Origin of the sequence: Brevibacterium picturae (assembly GCF_030453725.1) — a bacterium.
In the GTDB taxonomy this organism is placed as follows: domain Bacteria; phylum Actinomycetota; class Actinomycetes; order Actinomycetales; family Brevibacteriaceae; genus Brevibacterium; species Brevibacterium sandarakinum_A.
Window position 1 is genome coordinate 1 of the sequence record NZ_JAKDJU010000016.1, and the last position, 17,304, is coordinate 17,304.

Annotated in this window: 15 protein-coding genes, 1 tRNA gene and 1 pseudogene; 5 read left to right on the forward strand and 12 right to left on the reverse strand. The window is 61.4% G+C overall.

Going from position 1 to position 17,304, the window contains the following annotated elements:
* From L0G76_RS03245 to L0G76_RS03265, 5 genes and pseudogenes are all read right to left on the reverse strand, one after another.
* Positions 1-710: pseudogene (locus L0G76_RS03245) on the reverse strand (L-seryl-tRNA(Sec) selenium transferase); the annotation flags it as partial.
* Between the two features lie 84 nt (positions 711-794).
* Positions 795-889, reverse strand: a tRNA-Sec gene (locus L0G76_RS03250).
* A gap of 94 nt (positions 890-983) precedes the next feature.
* Entirely contained in the window at positions 984-1,769 is a 786-nt protein-coding gene (locus tag L0G76_RS03255; RefSeq protein WP_304355898.1) for a ferritin-like domain-containing protein, read from the reverse strand.
* On the reverse strand, positions 1,759-2,718 hold the full coding sequence (locus tag L0G76_RS03260) for a hypothetical protein (protein WP_304355899.1): 960 nt from the start codon (positions 2,716-2,718) through the stop codon (positions 1,759-1,761). Before L0G76_RS03260 ends, L0G76_RS03255 begins: the two co-directional genes overlap by 11 nt.
* Positions 2,712-4,997 (reverse strand): HAD-IB family hydrolase, encoded by a 2,286-nt coding sequence (locus L0G76_RS03265; RefSeq protein WP_304355900.1) that lies wholly within the window; start codon positions 4,995-4,997, stop codon positions 2,712-2,714. The genes L0G76_RS03260 and L0G76_RS03265 overlap by 7 nt, the downstream gene beginning before the upstream one ends.
* 117 nt (positions 4,998-5,114) lie before the next feature.
* Between L0G76_RS03265 and L0G76_RS03270 the strand changes: the two genes are divergently transcribed.
* The 5 genes from L0G76_RS03270 to selD all read left to right on the forward strand — a co-directional run bounded on the left by L0G76_RS03270 (position 5,115) and on the right by selD (position 10,090).
* Positions 5,115-5,951, forward strand: a complete 837-nt coding sequence (locus L0G76_RS03270; RefSeq protein ID WP_304355901.1) for an SDR family NAD(P)-dependent oxidoreductase — start codon at positions 5,115-5,117, stop codon at positions 5,949-5,951.
* Between the two features lie 103 nt (positions 5,952-6,054).
* Positions 6,055-6,882 carry a lysophospholipid acyltransferase family protein gene (locus L0G76_RS03275; protein ID WP_304355902.1) on the forward strand — a complete coding sequence of 276 codons (828 nt, stop codon included), beginning with the start codon at positions 6,055-6,057 and terminating at the stop codon, positions 6,880-6,882.
* Positions 6,879-8,600, forward strand: coding sequence for an FAD-binding oxidoreductase (locus tag L0G76_RS03280; RefSeq protein ID WP_304355903.1), 1,722 nt, complete (start codon positions 6,879-6,881; stop codon positions 8,598-8,600). Before L0G76_RS03275 ends, L0G76_RS03280 begins: the two co-directional genes overlap by 4 nt.
* A gap of 218 nt (positions 8,601-8,818) precedes the next feature.
* Entirely contained in the window at positions 8,819-9,061 is a 243-nt protein-coding gene (locus tag L0G76_RS03285; protein WP_304355904.1) for a class I SAM-dependent methyltransferase, read from the forward strand.
* 42 nt (positions 9,062-9,103) lie between these two features.
* Positions 9,104-10,090, forward strand: a complete 987-nt coding sequence (gene selD / locus L0G76_RS03290; RefSeq protein ID WP_304355905.1) for a selenide, water dikinase SelD — start codon at positions 9,104-9,106, stop codon at positions 10,088-10,090.
* Positions 10,091-10,124: 34 nt separating this feature from the next.
* Here the strand turns inward: selD and L0G76_RS03295 are convergent, their stop codons facing one another.
* From L0G76_RS03295 to L0G76_RS03325, 7 genes are all read right to left on the reverse strand, one after another.
* On the reverse strand, positions 10,125-10,367 hold the full coding sequence (locus L0G76_RS03295) for a hypothetical protein (protein WP_304355906.1): 243 nt from the start codon (positions 10,365-10,367) through the stop codon (positions 10,125-10,127).
* A 257-nt stretch (positions 10,368-10,624) separates the two neighbouring features.
* The gene (locus tag L0G76_RS03300; RefSeq protein WP_304355907.1) at positions 10,625-11,290 is read right to left on the reverse strand and encodes an SDR family NAD(P)-dependent oxidoreductase; all 666 of its coding nucleotides are present in this window, start codon (positions 11,288-11,290) and stop codon (positions 10,625-10,627) included.
* A gap of 40 nt (positions 11,291-11,330) precedes the next feature.
* On the reverse strand, positions 11,331-12,140 hold the full coding sequence (locus L0G76_RS03305) for an AAA family ATPase (RefSeq protein ID WP_304355908.1): 810 nt from the start codon (positions 12,138-12,140) through the stop codon (positions 11,331-11,333).
* Positions 12,140-13,528 (reverse strand): Mu transposase C-terminal domain-containing protein, encoded by a 1,389-nt coding sequence (locus L0G76_RS03310; RefSeq protein WP_304355909.1) that lies wholly within the window; start codon positions 13,526-13,528, stop codon positions 12,140-12,142. Before L0G76_RS03310 ends, L0G76_RS03305 begins: the two co-directional genes overlap by 1 nt.
* Position 13,529: 1 nt before the next feature.
* Positions 13,530-14,132 (reverse strand): recombinase family protein, encoded by a 603-nt coding sequence (locus tag L0G76_RS03315; protein ID WP_304355910.1) that lies wholly within the window; start codon positions 14,130-14,132, stop codon positions 13,530-13,532.
* Positions 14,133-15,200: 1,068 nt separating this feature from the next.
* Positions 15,201-16,886, reverse strand: coding sequence for a SulP family inorganic anion transporter (locus L0G76_RS03320; protein ID WP_304355911.1), 1,686 nt, complete (start codon positions 16,884-16,886; stop codon positions 15,201-15,203).
* Positions 16,883-17,257, reverse strand: coding sequence for an ArsR/SmtB family transcription factor (locus L0G76_RS03325; RefSeq protein WP_304355912.1), 375 nt, complete (start codon positions 17,255-17,257; stop codon positions 16,883-16,885). The genes L0G76_RS03320 and L0G76_RS03325 overlap by 4 nt, the downstream gene beginning before the upstream one ends.
* Positions 17,258-17,304: the final 47 nt, after the last annotated feature.

The window sequence follows — 17,304 nt, forward strand, 5'->3', positions numbered from 1 at the left end:
TTGCTCGTGTGGACCTTGAGCAGACTCGCAGTCTGGTCGTTGATGGCCCGGGCGTAGTCGTCGAGATGGGTGCGGTTCGTCATGCCGACCTCCCGGATCCGGGAACCGGTCGTCGCCATAAGATCGGGCAGGCGGAAGCCAGCACCGATCTCGATGAGTTCCCCACGACTGACGATGATCTCGCCTGCCGCCTTCGCGTCGCTCGCTCCGGCCGAACCGTCATTTCCTGACACCTCGTCACCGCGCAGCGCAGTCACCGCGAGCAGCAATGCCGCGGCACCGTTATTGACGACCAGCGCGTCCTCGACCCCCGGGCAGGCACGCAGAAGCGCCCGCTTCGCGCCAGTCCCTCGCTTGCTGCGCTTACCGGAGTCCAGATCCATCTCCACGTCGACATAGCCTGCCGCATCGGCCACGGCCTGGCGCGCAGGTTCGGACAGCGGCGCGCGGCCGAGGTTCGTGTGAACGATGATTCCGGTGGCGTTGAGCACCGGGGTAAGCGACGAAGCCGAACGAGAACTCAGGCGAGAGATGATGGTGGGAGCCACCTCGGCGACGGAGATCTCACCGGCCCGGGCAGAGGACTGGGCGTCCGAGATGATCGCCTTGATAGTCGACTGGCTCAGTCGCTCACCTGCGTCGATGACCTCAGGGAGGGCGAGGAGGTGATCGGTGCGCGGAATGCTGCGTCGCGGATCCGTATCGGCCAAGGCTGCATTCTCCTTCACTGCGGTCGGGCCCTGCCGCGGACGCGAGCTCCGAGGTTTCAGGTGCGGCGACGTCGACGATGCTGGTGGCGGAGGCGGACGGGAATCGAACCCGCCAGACCGAGATACTCGGTCTCACCGGTTTTGAAGACCGGGGAGCCCACCAGGACTCGGACGCCTCCGGATCGAACTCTACCCGGTGACGGCCGAGCATCGCGACGTGGACATGACGGCGTTCACGCAGCCGAAGACTCCTCTGCTGTGAACACCGAAAGATCATTCGATCCCCAGGCCGGCGAAGGCGTTGCGGAAGATCCTCAGCTCACTCAGACCGGGCAGCTTCTGCACGCGCTTGTCCAACTTGTCGAGCTCATCCGTCTGGTCGCTGAACAGATGCGTCATGACGTGCTTGACCTCAGCATCGTCCATCATCCCCGACCCCACCGGCTTCCACAGCTTCCCCAACGCCATCCGCACGAATGACTGAGCACGAGAATTGCCTTCGAGTCTTTCGCGGGCCTGGGTTGTGTAGAAGGCGACGTGGCGGGTCTCCTGCTTGGCGATGCGCTCAAGCAGCGGCGAGAGCACAGGGTGGTCCTGCATCGCCGACATCCTCCGATATCCGGCCGTGGCCGAAAGCTCGTTTGCCGCACCCCAGGCCATGTGGACCGCGACGAAGTCCGTGCCCACCATGTTCGCGAGGATCGACTGCTTGGCCGGCCCGAGAGCGAGCTTCCAGCCCAAGCTCGCCCGTTTGGCTTTGACCTCGTCGTAGTCGACGTGGATTCCATGCTTCTCGAGCACGGCTGCCAGAGCCTCACCGTGCCAGAACTCCTCGCGATTCCACATGGTCATGAACGCAGCAGTGGCATCTTCCCGATGTGAGGGGGTGACCAGGAGCTCACGGACGAAGCAGGTGGTGTGGTACTCGACGTCGCACATATAGCGCACGGAGCGAAGAGTGTCCCTGTCCAGAGGCATGTCGTCGAAGACGTCGAAGTCGAGGTCACTCCAGTTCACCGCTTCCGAGGTCTCGGCATAGTTGTCGAAGTCAAACGCCATTTTCTCTCCTAGCTCGGGCATCGGTTCTGCGGGTGGCTGCCAGCGCTGCCCGAATCTGATTCACTGATGGACTCGGGTGCAGGGGAACGTATCGCCCGATCGCCGCATCCGATTCGATGAGCCTTCTCCTATCGACGCCCGCGGCGAAGATGCTTGTCAGAGCCCGGGCCTCGTCAGGTTCCGGCACGCCGACGACGCGCAGAGGAGCCCAGGGTCGCGCGAGATGGAGTCGGGCGGCCACGGCCTCGCGCCGCGAGCGAGTAATCCGAGCGATCGCCTCGGTGCGGAAGAACCTGACGATCTCATCTCGCCTCTTCACGATCTCCGACAGCACGCTGGCGGCCTCGCCCTGCAGCCGCGGCAGCAGAGCACTCTCGGCCACCTGCAGAGCTCCCTCCTGGATCGCGAGTCGTGCCATGTGACCTGCGGTCAGCGGTTCCTTGACGATTCCGCCTACGACGGGCGCGAGGATCGGAAGCCCCCGTTCCACCCAGGAACCGCGCAGCCTCATTGTCAGCGTGGGCCGTGGTCGAGGGAGCGACGAGGCCGGAGCCGCTTCGAGAAGGTCGCGCAGCGCTCGCGCCAGCCAGTACCGCTCATATCCCCACGCGGTGATGAATGCCGTGATCCTGGCTTCGTTGGCAGTCCAGGATGCGAGCACGGCACGCGTTTCGGCCAGCGCAGAATTTTCGAGTCTCCACAGGAAATCGAGATCCCGAGCAGTATCCTCGGCCAGGTCGACCGAGTCGATAGTGACCGGGATGCGACCGCGGGCACCAGCGAGGTACTCCGGGACGTCGAAGTCCGTGCGCAGGACGGTCGGATAGTCTGCATCGGAGAACAGTCTGCCATCGACGTGGCCCGGGGGATGTTCGACTCTCGGCACGCTCTGGCCTCCGGGACCTCGGGCGAGGTCCGTCACATCGCGCGTCGCATTGTTCGTCACCATTCGAGCACCTTCCATCGCTTCTTCAGGGCCAGTCCGTAGAGTCCGAGATCCGGGGTGACGGCGACCGGGTCGCCGACGAGCTCGAGCCAAGCCGCGTCGGCGAGTGAGTCACCGTAGCCGGTCGACGTCGACAGGTCCGCACCGATCCCCTCAGCATACTTCTGCAGCCAGTTCGCGCGAGCCTCATCGACAAGAGGCGGAGTTGCGAGAAAGCCCGAGAGCACCCCATCGTCCGTGACATCCATGCGCGTCGCCACGACCTCATCGAACAGATCCGCAAGCGGTTCGACGAGCACATCGAGAGCACCTGTGAGAAGCACTGTCCTGTGACCGGCAGCGCGATGCGATTCGATGAGCTCCTTGGCCTGCGGACGGATCGAATCCCGGATTCTCTTTCCCAGGCCATCGGCGATGACCTGGCGCAGCTCGCTGAGGCGAAAGCCCCGGTAACGACGATTGACCATGCGGATGAGTTCCGACCGATCCCGTGATTCCGCACGCAGAAGCCCGGGAACGATGCCGGCGATCTCCGCCATGGCAACTGGCCAGCGGTAGACCGGCGTGGTCGCGCGGACTACGGAGACGTACTGTCCGACGATATTCGCCGAGATGACAGTCCCGTCGAGGTCGAAGACGGCCAAAGCGTCAGGGGCGGAACGAATCGGTTCCGGGACACGGTGGCCTGTTCCGGGTTGGGCACGACTGCGCGTGTAGCTGCGGGTCAGTGCGGTGATTGCCGGCAGGTGGATGTCTTTGAAATAGCGTTGCCAGTCGATCTCAGTGACGTCGAAGCCGCGATCGGAGGGGTAGTCAGTCGGCAGCCGGGACTGCAATCGTCTTGTCGCTGTGTCGTCGAAGATCATCTCCGTCGTCGTGTACTGCCGATAGAGATCGGCGAACTTGTGCAGTGACTTCAGCCCGGAGTCGACACGGGCGAGACGGGAGGCCAGAGCTCGGGTGCGACGGGACGAAGGGAGCCGGTCGACGATTCGCCGACCGGCTCGGGTTCCGAGTTCCTTCAGCCGAATCCTCCCGTCGACGAGATCGGAGTTCGGGAAACTCCATTCGGGCACGTGAGTGGGTGCGCCTTCGCGATCGGGGATCGGACGATCGAGGAAGTACTCTCGAACCGTCCTGACCATCTGGTGGAAGGGCAGAGGATTGCTCGTCCCGGAAACGACGTGATAGTAGGCAGCGCCCGATTCCTCCGAACTCCAGCGGCCGTCCTGCGTTCCGTCCGAACCGTCCAAACTGCCGTCCTGCGTTCCGTCCTCAGCTTGGTCGTCGGCGCCGAGGACCGCCAGAGCGAGAATCACGTTGACGACGTGGTCGACGGGGATGATGTCGAGCACGGAATCAGCGTGCCCGGGGAATTCCGACAGGTTCCCATTCGCGTAGGCCATGATGAGAGGGTCGGCAACTTTGAATCCGTCGAGCCAGCCCGGGGCCGGCAGTCGGAGCGCCGATTCGATGATCGAGGGACGGACGAACGAGACCCGATGCCCTTTCTCGGCCCACTCCTCTTCGCCCACCCGTTCCGCCATGGCCTTGGTGAAGGTGTAGACATCGGTCCACCCGAGGGACTCGGCCCTCATGCGACCGAATTCGACAAGCCGATCTGAGACGTAGCTCTGTCTTGCGGCCTCTGCGGAGGCTGCGACCGCCTTGGGTCCGATCCGTGCGCTCTGTGTGCGAGCGGTGCGGATGAACCTCCGCAGCTGTTCCGGGTCGCGGGATTCGGCTTCGACGCGTTCTCTCGCCAGTTGGGACGAGCGGAGCTCGGCGCTCCGGTCGACGTCGTGGTTGAGGCGCTGTTCCTGGGAGACGCCCTTCGAAATCCCTCTGACATAGGCGGTCGAGACATGGATGACGTGCGGATCCTGCTTCGACTCCTGCAGCGCATCGTAGAGTCGCTCGACCCCGCCGACGTTCGTGCGGAAAGCCTCGTCGATCGGGGCGTCGAACGACACGCTCGAGGCGGAATGGATGACAACGTCGTAGTGCTCGGTCAGTGGCGGCAGGTCGACCATGTCGCCTTCGAGAACCTCGACCCGGCGGCTGAGCGCCTCTCGGACCGCTGCGATGCCGACCCTGTCGATCCAAGCGGCGAAGACCGGTTTGCCGAGAAGTCGCTGAACACGGTCGCGTCCCGATTGCGCTCCGCGTGCACGCACGAGGACGGTGACGGTGACGTGCGGCAAGCTCTCGAGCATCGCCTGAAGAAGAGCTTGGCCGAGGAACCCCGTGGCACCGGTCAGGAGGAAGCGGCTCGGTTTCATTGTGCAGCCTATCGGGTCGAGGGACGAGTTTCTGGTCGGTCATGCGTCCCGACTTCGCGGAACGACAGTGATTCGACGCCGTCCGGCTTTTGGATTGGATCCATGTATCGTAACCGTATGAATATGGCTCTTATCACTGGTGGAAGCGCTGGAATCGGCGCTGCCTTCGCCCGCGCCTTCGCCCGTCGGGGTCTTGATCTGGTGCTCGTAGCCCGAGATCGCACCAACCTCGACACCTTTGCCGAACAGATCCGCGGCGAGTTCGATGTTGGGGTCGAGACCATGGTCGCCGACCTCTCTGACCGACGCGAGCAGGCGCGGGTGGCTGCGCGGGTCGAGGACCCGGGCGCCGAACCCGCAATCGACGTCGTCGTCAACAACGCCGGATTCTCGGTGCGCGCGAGTCTGCTCGACAAGGATCTCGAGCAGCACGATCGAGGTTTCGAGGTGATGCAGCGAGCTGTGCTCGTCATCGGCGGAGCCGCAGCACGGGCAATGGTCCGACGTGGCCGGGGATGGATCATCAATGTCGGCTCGGTGAGCGCAGGCCTCACACAGAACAATTACACGGCCATCAAGGCCTGGACACAGAACTATTCCGAGGCACTGTCGCTGCAGACAGCAGGAATGGGGGTGAACGTCACCGCACTGGTGCCAGGTTGGGTGCGCACGGAATTCCATGCTCGTGCGGGCATCGCCGGATCGTCGATTCCCGACTTCCTGTGGTTGGACCCGGACCTGCTCGTGGAAGAATGCCTCAAAGACGTCGCCCGGGGGAGGACCATCAGCGTCCCCGGGCTGCGGTGGAAGATCATCACCGCGGCGTTGCGAGCCGCCCCGCGCCCGGCCGTTCATCGTCTCTCCTCGCTGCTGACCTCCCGACGGAACAGCGAGGTCCTCGCGGATGGATCCGGGGATGGATCCGGTGCCAGGGGTGGATCCACGACCCCCTGATTCACGAGCTCGTCTCCCCCTCCGGCCGCCTTCGACACGAAGCCGCAAAACTTTCATCACCGATCTCCCATCCGAAACGGGCGTCGGCTCCGAATAGCCGTCGATGAACGCAGAAAACCTCCACCCACGGGTGACGAAGAAGTACCGCTCGGGCCTCCGCGCGTCCCTGCGCTTCGTGCTTCAACGTGTCCTGTTCCGCGGGGTGCTGCGCTCCACCATCAGACCCACGGTGAGTCTCGATCCCAGCGTACGTGCGCTCAACGGCGGGTACCTGCTCGTCGCCAACCACACCTCTCACCTCGACGCGCCGATCATCGCGCAGAGCCTGCCGCGGAAACAGGCACGGTTCCTGGCCACCGGGGTCGCCCATGACTACTTCTTCACCGTCTGGTATCGAAGGCTCTTTGTGCGATGGCTCTTCAACGCCTTTCCGGTCCATCGCGGCGGTTCGCACGGCAGTTCGAACACTCCTCGGGCACTGCTGCGCGCCGGAGTGCCCGTCCTGCTCTTCCCCGAGGGCGGGCGACATACCGATGGCGCCGTCGGTGACTTCAAGGTCGGCGCGATCCGACTCGCCGCCGACGCTGCGGTTCCGATCGTGCCGACTGCGGTAATCGGAGGCTTCGAAGCCATGCCCAAGGGCAGCGCCTGGCCGCGGCCGGGCCGGCCTCCTGTGCGTGTGGTCTTCGGCGAAGCACTCACTCCCGAGTCCGGCGAGTCACTCGCCTCGCTGACATCTCGGGTGCAGGCGCGCGTCGCGGATCTCTATGCTGCCGGCGCCGCCGACATCGGCGTTGTCGGCCCCCGCCGCCGAGGTGGCGGCTCAGCTGCCCGCGCGAACGGTTCCGGTCCACCTCGATCAGATCAACGACACGACGGACGCTCCGCCACTGACGGACGCAATGTCACCGATGAAGGGATGAAGAATTGAGCACGCCTCTGAGAGTGGACGACGTCAGGCGACATCGCTGGTGGGGATGGGGCGCCGAGGGTGTCGAATTCGTCTGGGAGACCAAACCGGCCTTCGCAGCGATCGCCAAGGAGAAGATCGGTCTCGATCTGTGGAACGCGCCCCGACCGAACACCCCGAACCTCAGCGATCACGAGGTACCGGAAACGCGCGTTCCGTCGAGCCTCGTCGAGGCACTGACCGCTGCCGTGGGCTCTGACAACGTCAGCGTCGGCGACGAGCTGCGAGTCATCCACTCCTTCGGCCGCTCCCTGCCCGATCTCTATCGCGTGCGGAACGAAAGGATGACTCGCCTCGTCGATGTTGTCGTCCATCCCGGCTGCGAAGAGGAGATCACCGCTGTACTCGATCTCGTCCTCGACCACGATCTCGTTCTCATCCCCTATGGCGGCGGGTCGTGCATCTCCGGTTCCGTCACGCCGGATCCGAGCGAAGAGCGCCCCATCATCTCGCTCAATCTCGGACGGATGAGGAGAGTCATCGACGTCGACGAGCAATCGGGTCTCGCCCGCGTCGAAGCCGGAGCCTACGGGCCCGACCTCGAGGAACAGCTCAATCTTCGGGGCTGGACGATGGGCCATTTCCCGGACTCATTCAGCTATTCGACGCTCGGAGGCTGGGCAGCCACGCGCTCGTCCGGGATGCAGTCGGACAGATACGGCGATATCGAAGATATCGTGCGCGGACTGCGCATGGTCCATCCGCGCGGAGTTCTGATCAGCAAGCCCATTCCGGGTCGGGATTCGGGACCATCAGTCCATGAGATGGCCCTGGGCAGTGAAGGCCGCCTCGGCGTCATCTCCGAGTGCACGGTTCAAGTTCACCGCAATCCCGAGGTCCGTGAGGTCGTCGGTTACCTCTACCGCGATTGGGCGCACGGGGTCGAGAGCATGCACGACATCGCTCGCTCGGAGGTCACCCCCAGCTTCACACGTCTCTCGGACGGTCCGGAAACGCGATTCAGTCTCGCCATGGTCTCCCAGCCGACGACTGCGAAGGCGAAGGCGACTGCTCGCGGCCAGGACACCCTGTTCGCCTATCTGCGCGCGAAGGGATGGGACACAACGGAGGGAATGTGCCTGTCCTATGTCTGCTTCGAAGGATCGAAGGCGACCGTCGCGCGCGAACGGGCCGAGGTGAAGAAGATCGTCAAACGGCGCGGTGGAATCGACCTTGGAACCGGCCCCGGAGCGGTCTACGACCAGAAGAAGTTCGATACCCCTTATCTGCGCGACTTCCTCCTCAACTACAAGGTCTTCGGTGATGTGTGCGAGACAGGAGTGACCTGGGCGAATCTCAAGGACGTCCATGCGCGGGTCCACGAGCGGTTCCGACAGATCCGGAGTCAGCAGGATGGCCCGGGCTTCATGTTCTGCCACATGTCTCACAGCTACCATTCAGGAGCCTGCCTGTACTTCACCTTCGCCGTGCCCCATGCCCGCGAGGACACGGCACTCGAGGAATACCAGACAGTCAAGGATGCCGTGCAGCAGGAATTCATCGACTCCGGCAGCGGACTCTCCCACCATCACGCGGTGGGCACCGAACACCGACCGTGGATCGTCGACGACATCACGGAACCCGGGGCATTCATGGTCGATTCGCTGTTCCGAGCCACCGACCCGGGCAGGAACCTCAACCCGGGCAAGATCCTCGGCGAGTTCGATTCGACGCGGTGATTGATCGGAGTGGGCCTGCCCTGTCTCGTTACCATGTCAGCAGCGCCGGAATCCGTCAGGATAGTGGGGGCCACTGACCTGAGATTCGCCCATGACCTTTTCTGGGAACGAGACGGCGGCCCGCTCCTGCGAAGTGCGGCAGTGTCACCACATCAGCGGTGACACCACTACTCGATCAGCTCTTGTCACCATGTCTCGCGGCGGAATACGCTGTGCCGATGATCACCGCCTCCGCCGAGCTTGTCGAGGTCGCCCCGCGCACGATCCTCGACCTCGGGGTGGGCAGCGGACTGACGGCACGACGGGTCGCCGAGGCGCTTCCGCAGACTCATATCCTCGGCATCTGCCCGGCGGCCCCTTCGATGTGGTCATGTCGACCGTGGCCATGCACCATCTCGACGGTGAGGGCAAGGCCGAGCAGGTGGCGCCGGCTCCTGCCGCAGGGCGCAATCGCTGGGTGACAAAGACTTCCGACCCCTGATCGCCGATGCTAGTCTCGCGGTATGACTGTGGCTCAAGAACGTCTGACATCATTCGCCCACGGCGGAGGCTGTGCCTGCAAGATCCCGCCGGGTGAGCTCGAGGAAGCCGTCAAGGGGCTGACCGGGCAGTCCGGACCCGACGTCCTCGTCGGCCTCGACGACGGTGATGACGCCTCGGCCGTGCGCGTCCGCGATGACCTCGCAGTACTCTCCACTGCCGATTTCTTCACCCCGGTCGTCGATGACGCCTATGACTGGGGCCGGATCGCGGCCGCGAACGCGCTCTCCGACATCTATGCAATGGGCGGGACCCCGGTCACCGCGATCAACCTCGTCGGCTGGCCGCGGGAGAAGCTGCCGATGGAACTGCTGACAGAGGTGCTGCGGGGTGGTCTCGACGTCGCTGCCCAGGCCAAGTGTCCCGTCGCCGGCGGGCATTCGATCGACGATCCAGAGCCGAAGTACGGCATGGCCGTGACCGGCATCGCCCACCCAGATCAGCTCATGCGCAATGACGCCGCCGAGGTGGGCCTGCCCCTGACCCTGACGAAGCCGATCGGTGTGGGCATCCTCAACAATCGCCACAAACAGACGGGCGAGTACTTCGACGACGCGGTCGCGACGATGACTGAGCTCAATGCCGAGGCGGCGCGAGCGGCGCTGGCTGCGGGGGTGCGCGCAGCCACCGATGTCACCGGGTTCGGACTGCTCGGCCACCTGTTCAAAATGTGTCGCGCCTCGGGCGTGGGAGCAGTCATCGACGCGGCTGCGGTGCCCCGCCTCGGCGGAGTCGATGATTCGATCGCGGCCGGTTACGTCTCCGGGGGAACTCGCCGCAACCTGGACTGGGTGCGTCCCAGCCTGACTGCGGATGATTCCGTGACCGAGGACGAGCTGTTCCTTCTCGCCGATGCCCAGACGTCGGGCGGACTGCTGGTCGTCGGTGAGATTCCCGGTCAGCCTGTCATCGGCGAGATCGTCGTCGGCTCGGGTGTGCACGTGCGGTGAGACCGTCACCGAGTCTCACCGTCGCCGACTCAGGTCATCTGTCGAATTTGGCGGGCGTGACATCCTCGTTGGCGAAGCGTCTGAATCCGCTGAGGAATATCCAGTAGAAGAATCCGACGAACGGCGCTACGAGAAGTGTCTGCCACCACGAGAACATCTCGTTGCCCCAGCCGATGAGGTTCATTCCGAAATTCACAAGGGGAAACAGGACAGCCACTATGGCGGCCTCTTTCAGGCTGCGCCGGTCATTGAGCAGCTCCTTGATTGCAACCTTCATAGGACTGACACACTACTACTTGAGACGTTTTCAGCAACCCACTTTGGTATTCGTGCATCTCACGCCTGGCGCGCCCCGCCGCTGGCTGTGAGCTTCAGCGATAAATGGCGGTGATATGTCATCCCTTCGTGGCGGCCGATCCGCGCTCATCTTCGGCGCGAACTTGTGCCCATATGACCGCCCCAGCCGCCGGGTTTAGTTTCGGAGCGCACCCAAAAAAACTATGTTTTCTTGCTTGCAATCAGTTTCAAGATCGATCAGAAACGCGCAGAAAAGCCGCCATCTGCCTGTAGCAGCTGACCACTGATCCATCGGCCCTCAGCTGACAGTAGAAACGAGGTCACAGCGGCAATGTCTTCTGGCGTACCGAGCCGACCCAGTGGATGGTAGGGGCCCAGCTCCGTCTCTGTCTCTTTGTCCATCCACCCGGTGTCGATGGGACCAGGGTTGATGACGTTCGCAGAAATCTTTCGTGGACCAAGCTCGCGGGCTGCTGAGATGACGATGCGGTCCAATGCCCCCTTTGAAGCCCCGTAAGGGAGGTTGCCGGTCGTGTGATCGCTTGTGAAAGCGACTACTGCTCCTCCTGAGTTAGCTGACTGTCGGGCAAACGCTGCGATCAGGAGTAGTGAGGCGCGGGCGTTGACAGCGAGGTGACGATCAAAGCTCTCAGCCGTGGTGTCGAGTATCCCGGATTCTTCGCCATGCGCGTGGCTCAGAACGAGCCCTTCAATTGGGCCGTGCTCGGCCGATACGCGGGTGATGAGCTCATCTGGTGCCTCGGGATCAGAGAGGTCGCAGGGATAGTCGGCTGAGATGAGGTCACTAGTGCACACGTTCCACCCATCCAGACGGAGGCGCGAAGTAATTCCAGCGGCGATACTGTTTGCTCTGGCAGCGCCAGTGATGAGGACAGTCGGCATCTTCAAACCTTATCGAACATCAGTCGTCTGGCTGACCGTGTTAGTCACCGATGACGAGGATACTCGCGGCTGCCTCGACGACATCGTCGGTGATTGTCTCAAGTTGATTGATCCTCATGACTCGCCTGACCTGGGGGAAGAGGCGTTCGAGCAAACGAAAGTTGCCTCGCGTGATCCTCTCGATCACGGCGACGGCCTGGGCATCGGTGAAATCGTCCATGTCGAGTGTTGATCCCAGACGTTTCCATTGTCGTTCGAGGACGAAGAGAAGTTCGTCGCGGCCAAGTGAACGGTAGTTGTGGGAGAACCCGAGGCGTGAGTACAGCTGTGGGTAATGCCGGAAACGTTGATCGATTCCGGGCATCCCGACGAAGATGATCGCCAGCTCGTGCCGGTCATGTTCGTCGCGCAGGAGCTCCAGTGCCGTTGGGGTTAGTCGTTCGGCCTCGTCGATGATGACCAGCTCGACCAGTTTCGCCACGTTTCCGACGTGGACGCCAGTGACTTTCCCAATCGTGCGTAAATGCTCATCGATGCAGAACCCGACTCGGGTTTGAAGATGACCGATATCATTCATGATCTGCTTATGACGAGGCAAAACCTCCGGGGTGTAGAAGACTGTACGGGACCGATGGGCGGTGGCCTGGACTTTCGTATCAGCTGCAGACCGCGGCCCCCATTCGTCGACGAAGGTGCCGACTTCATCCCAGTGGGCGTACCGGCGAGCCGAAAGTGTCTTGCCGACACCTGCCTCGCCGTGGCAGATCCCGATCGTTTTCTCTTTGCGTACTGCCGTGGCGAACTCTTTGAAGCGGCGGTGTTCCTTCGTGATGATGAAGTCTCGTGCCATTACTCGTCCTCTTCATAGGTGCGCAGCTTCGACCGCCGACCCGCGGTCTGGCTACTTCTTTGGGGTTCTTCCCGATTCGCAACTCTGGGGATGCGCTCGTTAATGTCTTTGCGTAACTGTCGGCGGCGGGCTCGGCGTGCTGATTCGACTTCTCGGAGGCTGAGCCTCTGGTTTGGGTTCGTCTGATCGATAGCCACGCAGATGAGAGTGTCGCGTTCGTAGACTCGGATTTCTGAAATGTCGCGCGGATCGTAGCGGATCGTCACTGGTTTCCCGACTAGTGGGGCAAGCGTGGGTGAGAGATAGCGTTGACCTTGGAAGTGGATGCCATCGCGGCGGACGGTGCGGTGTTTGGGCACGGTCAGCAACAGTCCGTCGAGTTCGGCCAGTGTCTCGGGCATTCGTGGAAGCCATCCTTGACCGGTCCAGGCTGCTTTGGGGCTGGTGTTGATCTCTCGGTGCGGGCGTTCGTTGTATGCCGTGATGAAGTCACCGATCGCCTGCTCCAGGGCGGGCAGGTCCATTGAAGGCGTCGGCTTCTTCTCGGGGCCTCCGGTGTATCCGGGCAGGGTGGATAGGAGTTCGGTGTTGAGGGTGCCGAAGAAGCGCTCGATCTTGCCGCGGCCTTGCGGGCGGGCGATCGTTGAGTAGATGATCCGGATTTTCAACGCGGTGGCAGTGTATTCGAGGTGGTGGCTGGTGAAGTCGCTGCCGTGGTCGACGTGGAGGACATCAGGGATGCCACACATAGCCCAGGCGGGGTCGTCTTTGCGCCAGATCGCTTGCCGGAGTGCTAACGCAGTATTCATTGCTGAGGGTGCTCCGGTGAAGACCATGTAGCCGCAGATTGCTCGGGAGCAGTCGTCGATAATTGTCGTCAGCCATGGGCGCTCCGGGCGTCCGCTGGCATCGGTGATGAGGATGTCGAGTTCCGTGTGATCTGCCTGCCAGGTGTCATTGGGGCGCTCGGCGGTGTGCCGGTAGATGAGTTCGTGCTTGTCCCTGTATGCGGCAGGACCGTCGAGGGCGAGAGTCACCATCGCGGGATCCAAGCTTTCTAGGATGGAGCGGACCGTCCCGTAGCTGGGTGCCGCCTCGCCGATTCGTTTCGCCTCTTTAACCGTGAGCCGGTGGAGATTAGCGATGCTCGGGCGTGGCCTGGTGAGGCCGAGTCGTTCGATGAACGCTTGAAGTTCAGGATGGGTACGTCTGGAATCAGTATCCTGTCGGGTCTGTGGTTCGAGAGCGGCGATGCCACCGGTCTTGTAGTGCTGGTGCCAGCGTTGCAAGGTGCGCAAGCCGAGGCCGGTGTCTTGGGCCAGAGTTGTCAGAGCGATGTCGTCTTCGACGTGGAGCCGAAGGATTCTCCACTTCTCTGGCCCGTCCATTTCACACCGGCTTAGTCAGTGTGTCGTGAGTGCCGGCGGCTTGACGGTGTCGGTACAAGGTGGCTCTCGACCAGCCCACCAAGCGTGCTGCGTCTTCAGCGGTGCGTCCCTTGGCGCGGGCGTCTTCAGCGATAGAGAGCTTCTGGGCGATGTCGTCCGGGTTCACCGGTGGCCGCCCGAACTTGGTGCCGTTCTGCTTGGCTGCGGCAATGCCGGCGTTGACGCGTTCGGTGATGAGTTCACGTTCATATTCGGCCAGAGTGGCGAGCATTCCCAACATCATCCGACCCGATGAAGTCTCGGGGTCGATGTTGTCTGAGACGGATCGGACCTTCACTCCCCGGTCGCGGAGATGGTTCACGGTTGCCAGAACGTCGAGGAGTGATCGGCCGAGGCGGTCGATTCGCCACACGACGACTGTGTCGCCGTCTTCGGCATATTCGAGCAGCCGCCTCATTCCAGGTCGCTGTTTCGCCGTCTTACTCCCAGAGGTCACATCTGAGAACACATCTCGTTTCTGGACTCCCGCACCGACGAGTGCGTCGAGTTGGAGCTGCGCATCTTGGCCGGCAGTACTGATTCGTGTGTAACCCAGAAGCCTCATGAATTAAGAATGGCTCATAAAACCCAAGAAGTCACGGCTGTAAGACTTTATGCGACGAGACGAGTTAGCAAGACAGATCGCACCCCGTGAGTACGCGACTGAACTGACGTCCCGCTGAAATGGCCCTGACGTCTCATAAATCTAAAGGTTCCTGGGGCGGGCGTGTAGCAAATACCGTGCATCAGGAAATATCGTGTAAGTTCTCGTTCATCCTGTCTCGCTATCTTGGCCAAGGCATGTCAACTTTCTCACGCCTCTGTCAAAGTTAGGCACCGACCCTGTCACCAAGACCGATGACGAGGATGAGATTTGGGCCACAGACGGTGATGGTGATGGTGAAGAATAGTGGACAACCGGCTTGGGCGGTGGAGCGAGCAGTGAGCGCCATACACTCGAATAATGGCACGTCAGCGATCAATTCGATCCGATAACGAACTAGTTGACACCACTCATTCGAATGCACGGAGATGTTCACTCTACCTGCGCAAGCCGGTGCTCTATTGCCAAGTTGGAACAATGCGAAGATCCAATATCACAACGGTTCATCCATAGCTGCAAGCCAGAGAAGCATCCTACTTCATGCCCTATCGATGTGGAGTGGGGCGGCGCACGTATGATTCCCCCCAAGCGCGACGCGCCAGTGCAGGACGCGGCGACTTAGAGAACGAGCAAAACGAGTAGCAGCGAGGCCACGCTTACGACGACAAGTCCTATCACCTGAGTTCCACAGCGAGATTGGCCAAAACGTCACTTGGCTGCGGAACTCAGGACAGAGACTGGAGCGGCCGAGGAAACGATGGCCAGGCATACCCGCAACTGGCGCTTTCGTGGCGGCCTGAGTCTTCAGTCGAAACTTCTCACCATGCTTCTGTGCGTGTGTCTGGCTTCTTCCGTCATTGTCGGATTGATCGTTCTCATCAGAGGATAAGTGTGGTCTCCCCTTTCGACAGTTCAGGCTGTAGCAGAAGAGACAGAGCGGGCTCACGTCACGGCAGCAATTGCAACACACTGAGGCACACACATCCACAAGCATTCGGGAACTACGTCAAAGCAGGACTCTCGTACGGATTAGTACCTAGTAGTGGGTGATTGTGAAGAAGGTTCGTTTCCGGATCTGGCTCGACGGATATGGCTACGAGCGTGCTCGATCGCCTCGTCGAGAGTCTCGAAGAGGTGGTTTTCGTGTCTGAGGGAAGAGATGACGCCGACTTTAGTTGCAAGTCGAAGGTGTTGGGGCCGGATTCCTTTGATCAGCACGGTGATCCCGCGCCGCTCCAGGCCTTGCATAAGTTCGGTGATGACTTGTGCACCTGTGGCATCGAGAATCTGAAGCTGTGACATGCGCAAGATTACGACATTGACGTCCTCGATCTTGCCTACGCGGGTCATGAGGCGTTCAGCGACCCCGAAGAACAGTGCACCGTCAAGGCGGAATACCGCGATATGTTCGTCTCCGGGTTCGTCGGTATGGGGGATTTCTTCGCGATGAACACCGGCCGAGTTGGCCAATGATCGGAGAGCAAAAAACGCGGCGACAGCAATTCCGATACCCACGGCATAGATCAAGTCGACACTGACTGTGATCAACGCCGTGACGATGAAAACGATTGCGTCTGACTTGGTCGAACCAATGATCGTCTTCACAGTAGCGATCGAGAACATGCGGGTTGCTGTGACCATGAGAATTCCCGACAGAGCAGCAAGGGGAATGCTACCAACGACGCCGCTGGCGACGTAGACGACGATGAGGAGGACGATTGAGTGCACGACCGCCGAGAGGCGGGTACGTCCGCCTGCACGAATATTGACCGCGGTTCGAGCGATTGCCCCGGTTGCAGGCATTCCTCCAAAGATGCCTGAAGCGACTGAGGCTAGTCCTTGACCGACAAGTTCTCGATCCGCGTCATACGCGCCGGTGTTTGAAATTGACGCGGCAACCCTGACAGAGAGTAATGATTCGATCGCGGCGAGAGCGGCAATTGTGAATGCGGGGCCAACGAGGGTCGCCAGGGTTGCCCAATCAGTCGAGGGAAGGATGGGTGCTGGCAATGTATCAGGCAGGGTGCCGATCGTTTCTACTGGGAGGCCGGTCAGGCCTGCTCCGAGGGTCACGATGACTATAGCGATGATCGAGCCAGGCAACGCATGGTGGATGCGTGGCGCAACGACCATGACGATCACGACGACAGCAACTACGAGCACAGGCACCCATACGTGGAGCCAGTCCACAGTTTCTAGCGATTGGACAGCGGCTAGGAAGGCGTTGCTGCTCTCTCCTGCTGCAACGCCGACAGCTGCGGGTACCTGTTGAAGAAAGATGATGGTGGCGATGCCCAAGGTGAAGCCTTCGATCACCGGCCATGGGATGTAGGTGATCGTGCGGCCGAGTCGGAGGAGTCCGGCCAGGACGACGATGAGACCTGCCAGCACACAAACGACAGCAAGAACACCCAGGCCTTGAGTTGCCACGATCGGTCCGAGGACAACGACCATCGCGCCAGTGGGGCCCGAGACCTGAATGTTTGAGCCCCCGAAGACTGCTGCAACGATGCCGGCGATGATGGCAGTGATCAGGCCGCTTTCAGCTCCCGCGCCGGACGTGACCCCGAAGGCTAATGCCAGTGGTAGGGCGACGATGCCGACTGTCACTCCAGCGAGCAAATCTTGTCGCCATGTTTTTGGTACTTGCTGGTAGTCGCGCCAGCTGGGAAAGAGTGTAGTCACGGTGCGAATTGAAGCAATCAGTCGTGTCACTTATGAAGGTCCTCTACGAGTTCAGGAAGTGCAGCGGTCGTGGCTAACTGCGCGTGGGTGGTCTGGAGAATCTCGCCGAGCAAGGTTCGAGCCACTCGCAAGAGATCAGCAACTTGCGGGTAGGCCAGCCGGTAAAATACCTGGCTCCCGCGCCGTTCGGCCACGACAAGGTTGTGTCGTCTGAGTACCGACAAGTGTTGAGACAGATGCGAGGCCTCAAGGTTGGTGCTGGTGAGCAAATCAGAGACCGAAACCTCCGTTCGATAAGTGAGTACTTCTAGGACACTGACTCGAATGGGGTGGGAAAGCCCTTTGAAGAGGTTGGCCTTCACCTCATAGAGGGGCCGTTGATCATTGTCGTACTGGTTCATCTCACACCTCCGGATTGATGAATATATCATATCATGATGTTGTAACA

Excerpts from the sequence above, each read along its gene's own strand:
- L0G76_RS03295 (WP_304355906.1), bottom strand. The coding sequence starts at position 10,367 with ATGAAGGTTGCAATCAAGGAGCTGCTCAATGACCGGCGCAGCCTGAAA.
- L0G76_RS03260 (WP_304355899.1), bottom strand. The coding sequence starts at position 2,718 with ATGGTGACGAACAATGCGACGCGCGATGTGACGGACCTCGCCCGAGGT.
- L0G76_RS03325 (WP_304355912.1), bottom strand. The coding sequence starts at position 17,257 with ATGAACCAGTACGACAATGATCAACGGCCCCTCTATGAGGTGAAGGCC.
- L0G76_RS03255 (WP_304355898.1), bottom strand. The coding sequence starts at position 1,769 with ATGGCGTTTGACTTCGACAACTATGCCGAGACCTCGGAAGCGGTGAAC.
- L0G76_RS03305 (WP_304355908.1), bottom strand. The coding sequence starts at position 12,140 with ATGGCACGAGACTTCATCATCACGAAGGAACACCGCCGCTTCAAAGAG.
- L0G76_RS03315 (WP_304355910.1), bottom strand. The coding sequence starts at position 14,132 with ATGAGGCTTCTGGGTTACACACGAATCAGTACTGCCGGCCAAGATGCG.
- L0G76_RS03270 (WP_304355901.1), top strand. The coding sequence starts at position 5,115 with ATGAATATGGCTCTTATCACTGGTGGAAGCGCTGGAATCGGCGCTGCC.
- L0G76_RS03310 (WP_304355909.1), bottom strand. The coding sequence starts at position 13,528 with ATGGACGGGCCAGAGAAGTGGAGAATCCTTCGGCTCCACGTCGAAGAC.
- L0G76_RS03300 (WP_304355907.1), bottom strand. The coding sequence starts at position 11,290 with ATGCCGACTGTCCTCATCACTGGCGCTGCCAGAGCAAACAGTATCGCC.
- L0G76_RS03275 (WP_304355902.1), top strand. The coding sequence starts at position 6,055 with ATGAACGCAGAAAACCTCCACCCACGGGTGACGAAGAAGTACCGCTCG.
- L0G76_RS03285 (WP_304355904.1), top strand. The coding sequence starts at position 8,819 with ATGATCACCGCCTCCGCCGAGCTTGTCGAGGTCGCCCCGCGCACGATC.
- selD (WP_304355905.1), top strand. The coding sequence starts at position 9,104 with ATGACTGTGGCTCAAGAACGTCTGACATCATTCGCCCACGGCGGAGGC.
- L0G76_RS03265 (WP_304355900.1), bottom strand. The coding sequence starts at position 4,997 with ATGAAACCGAGCCGCTTCCTCCTGACCGGTGCCACGGGGTTCCTCGGC.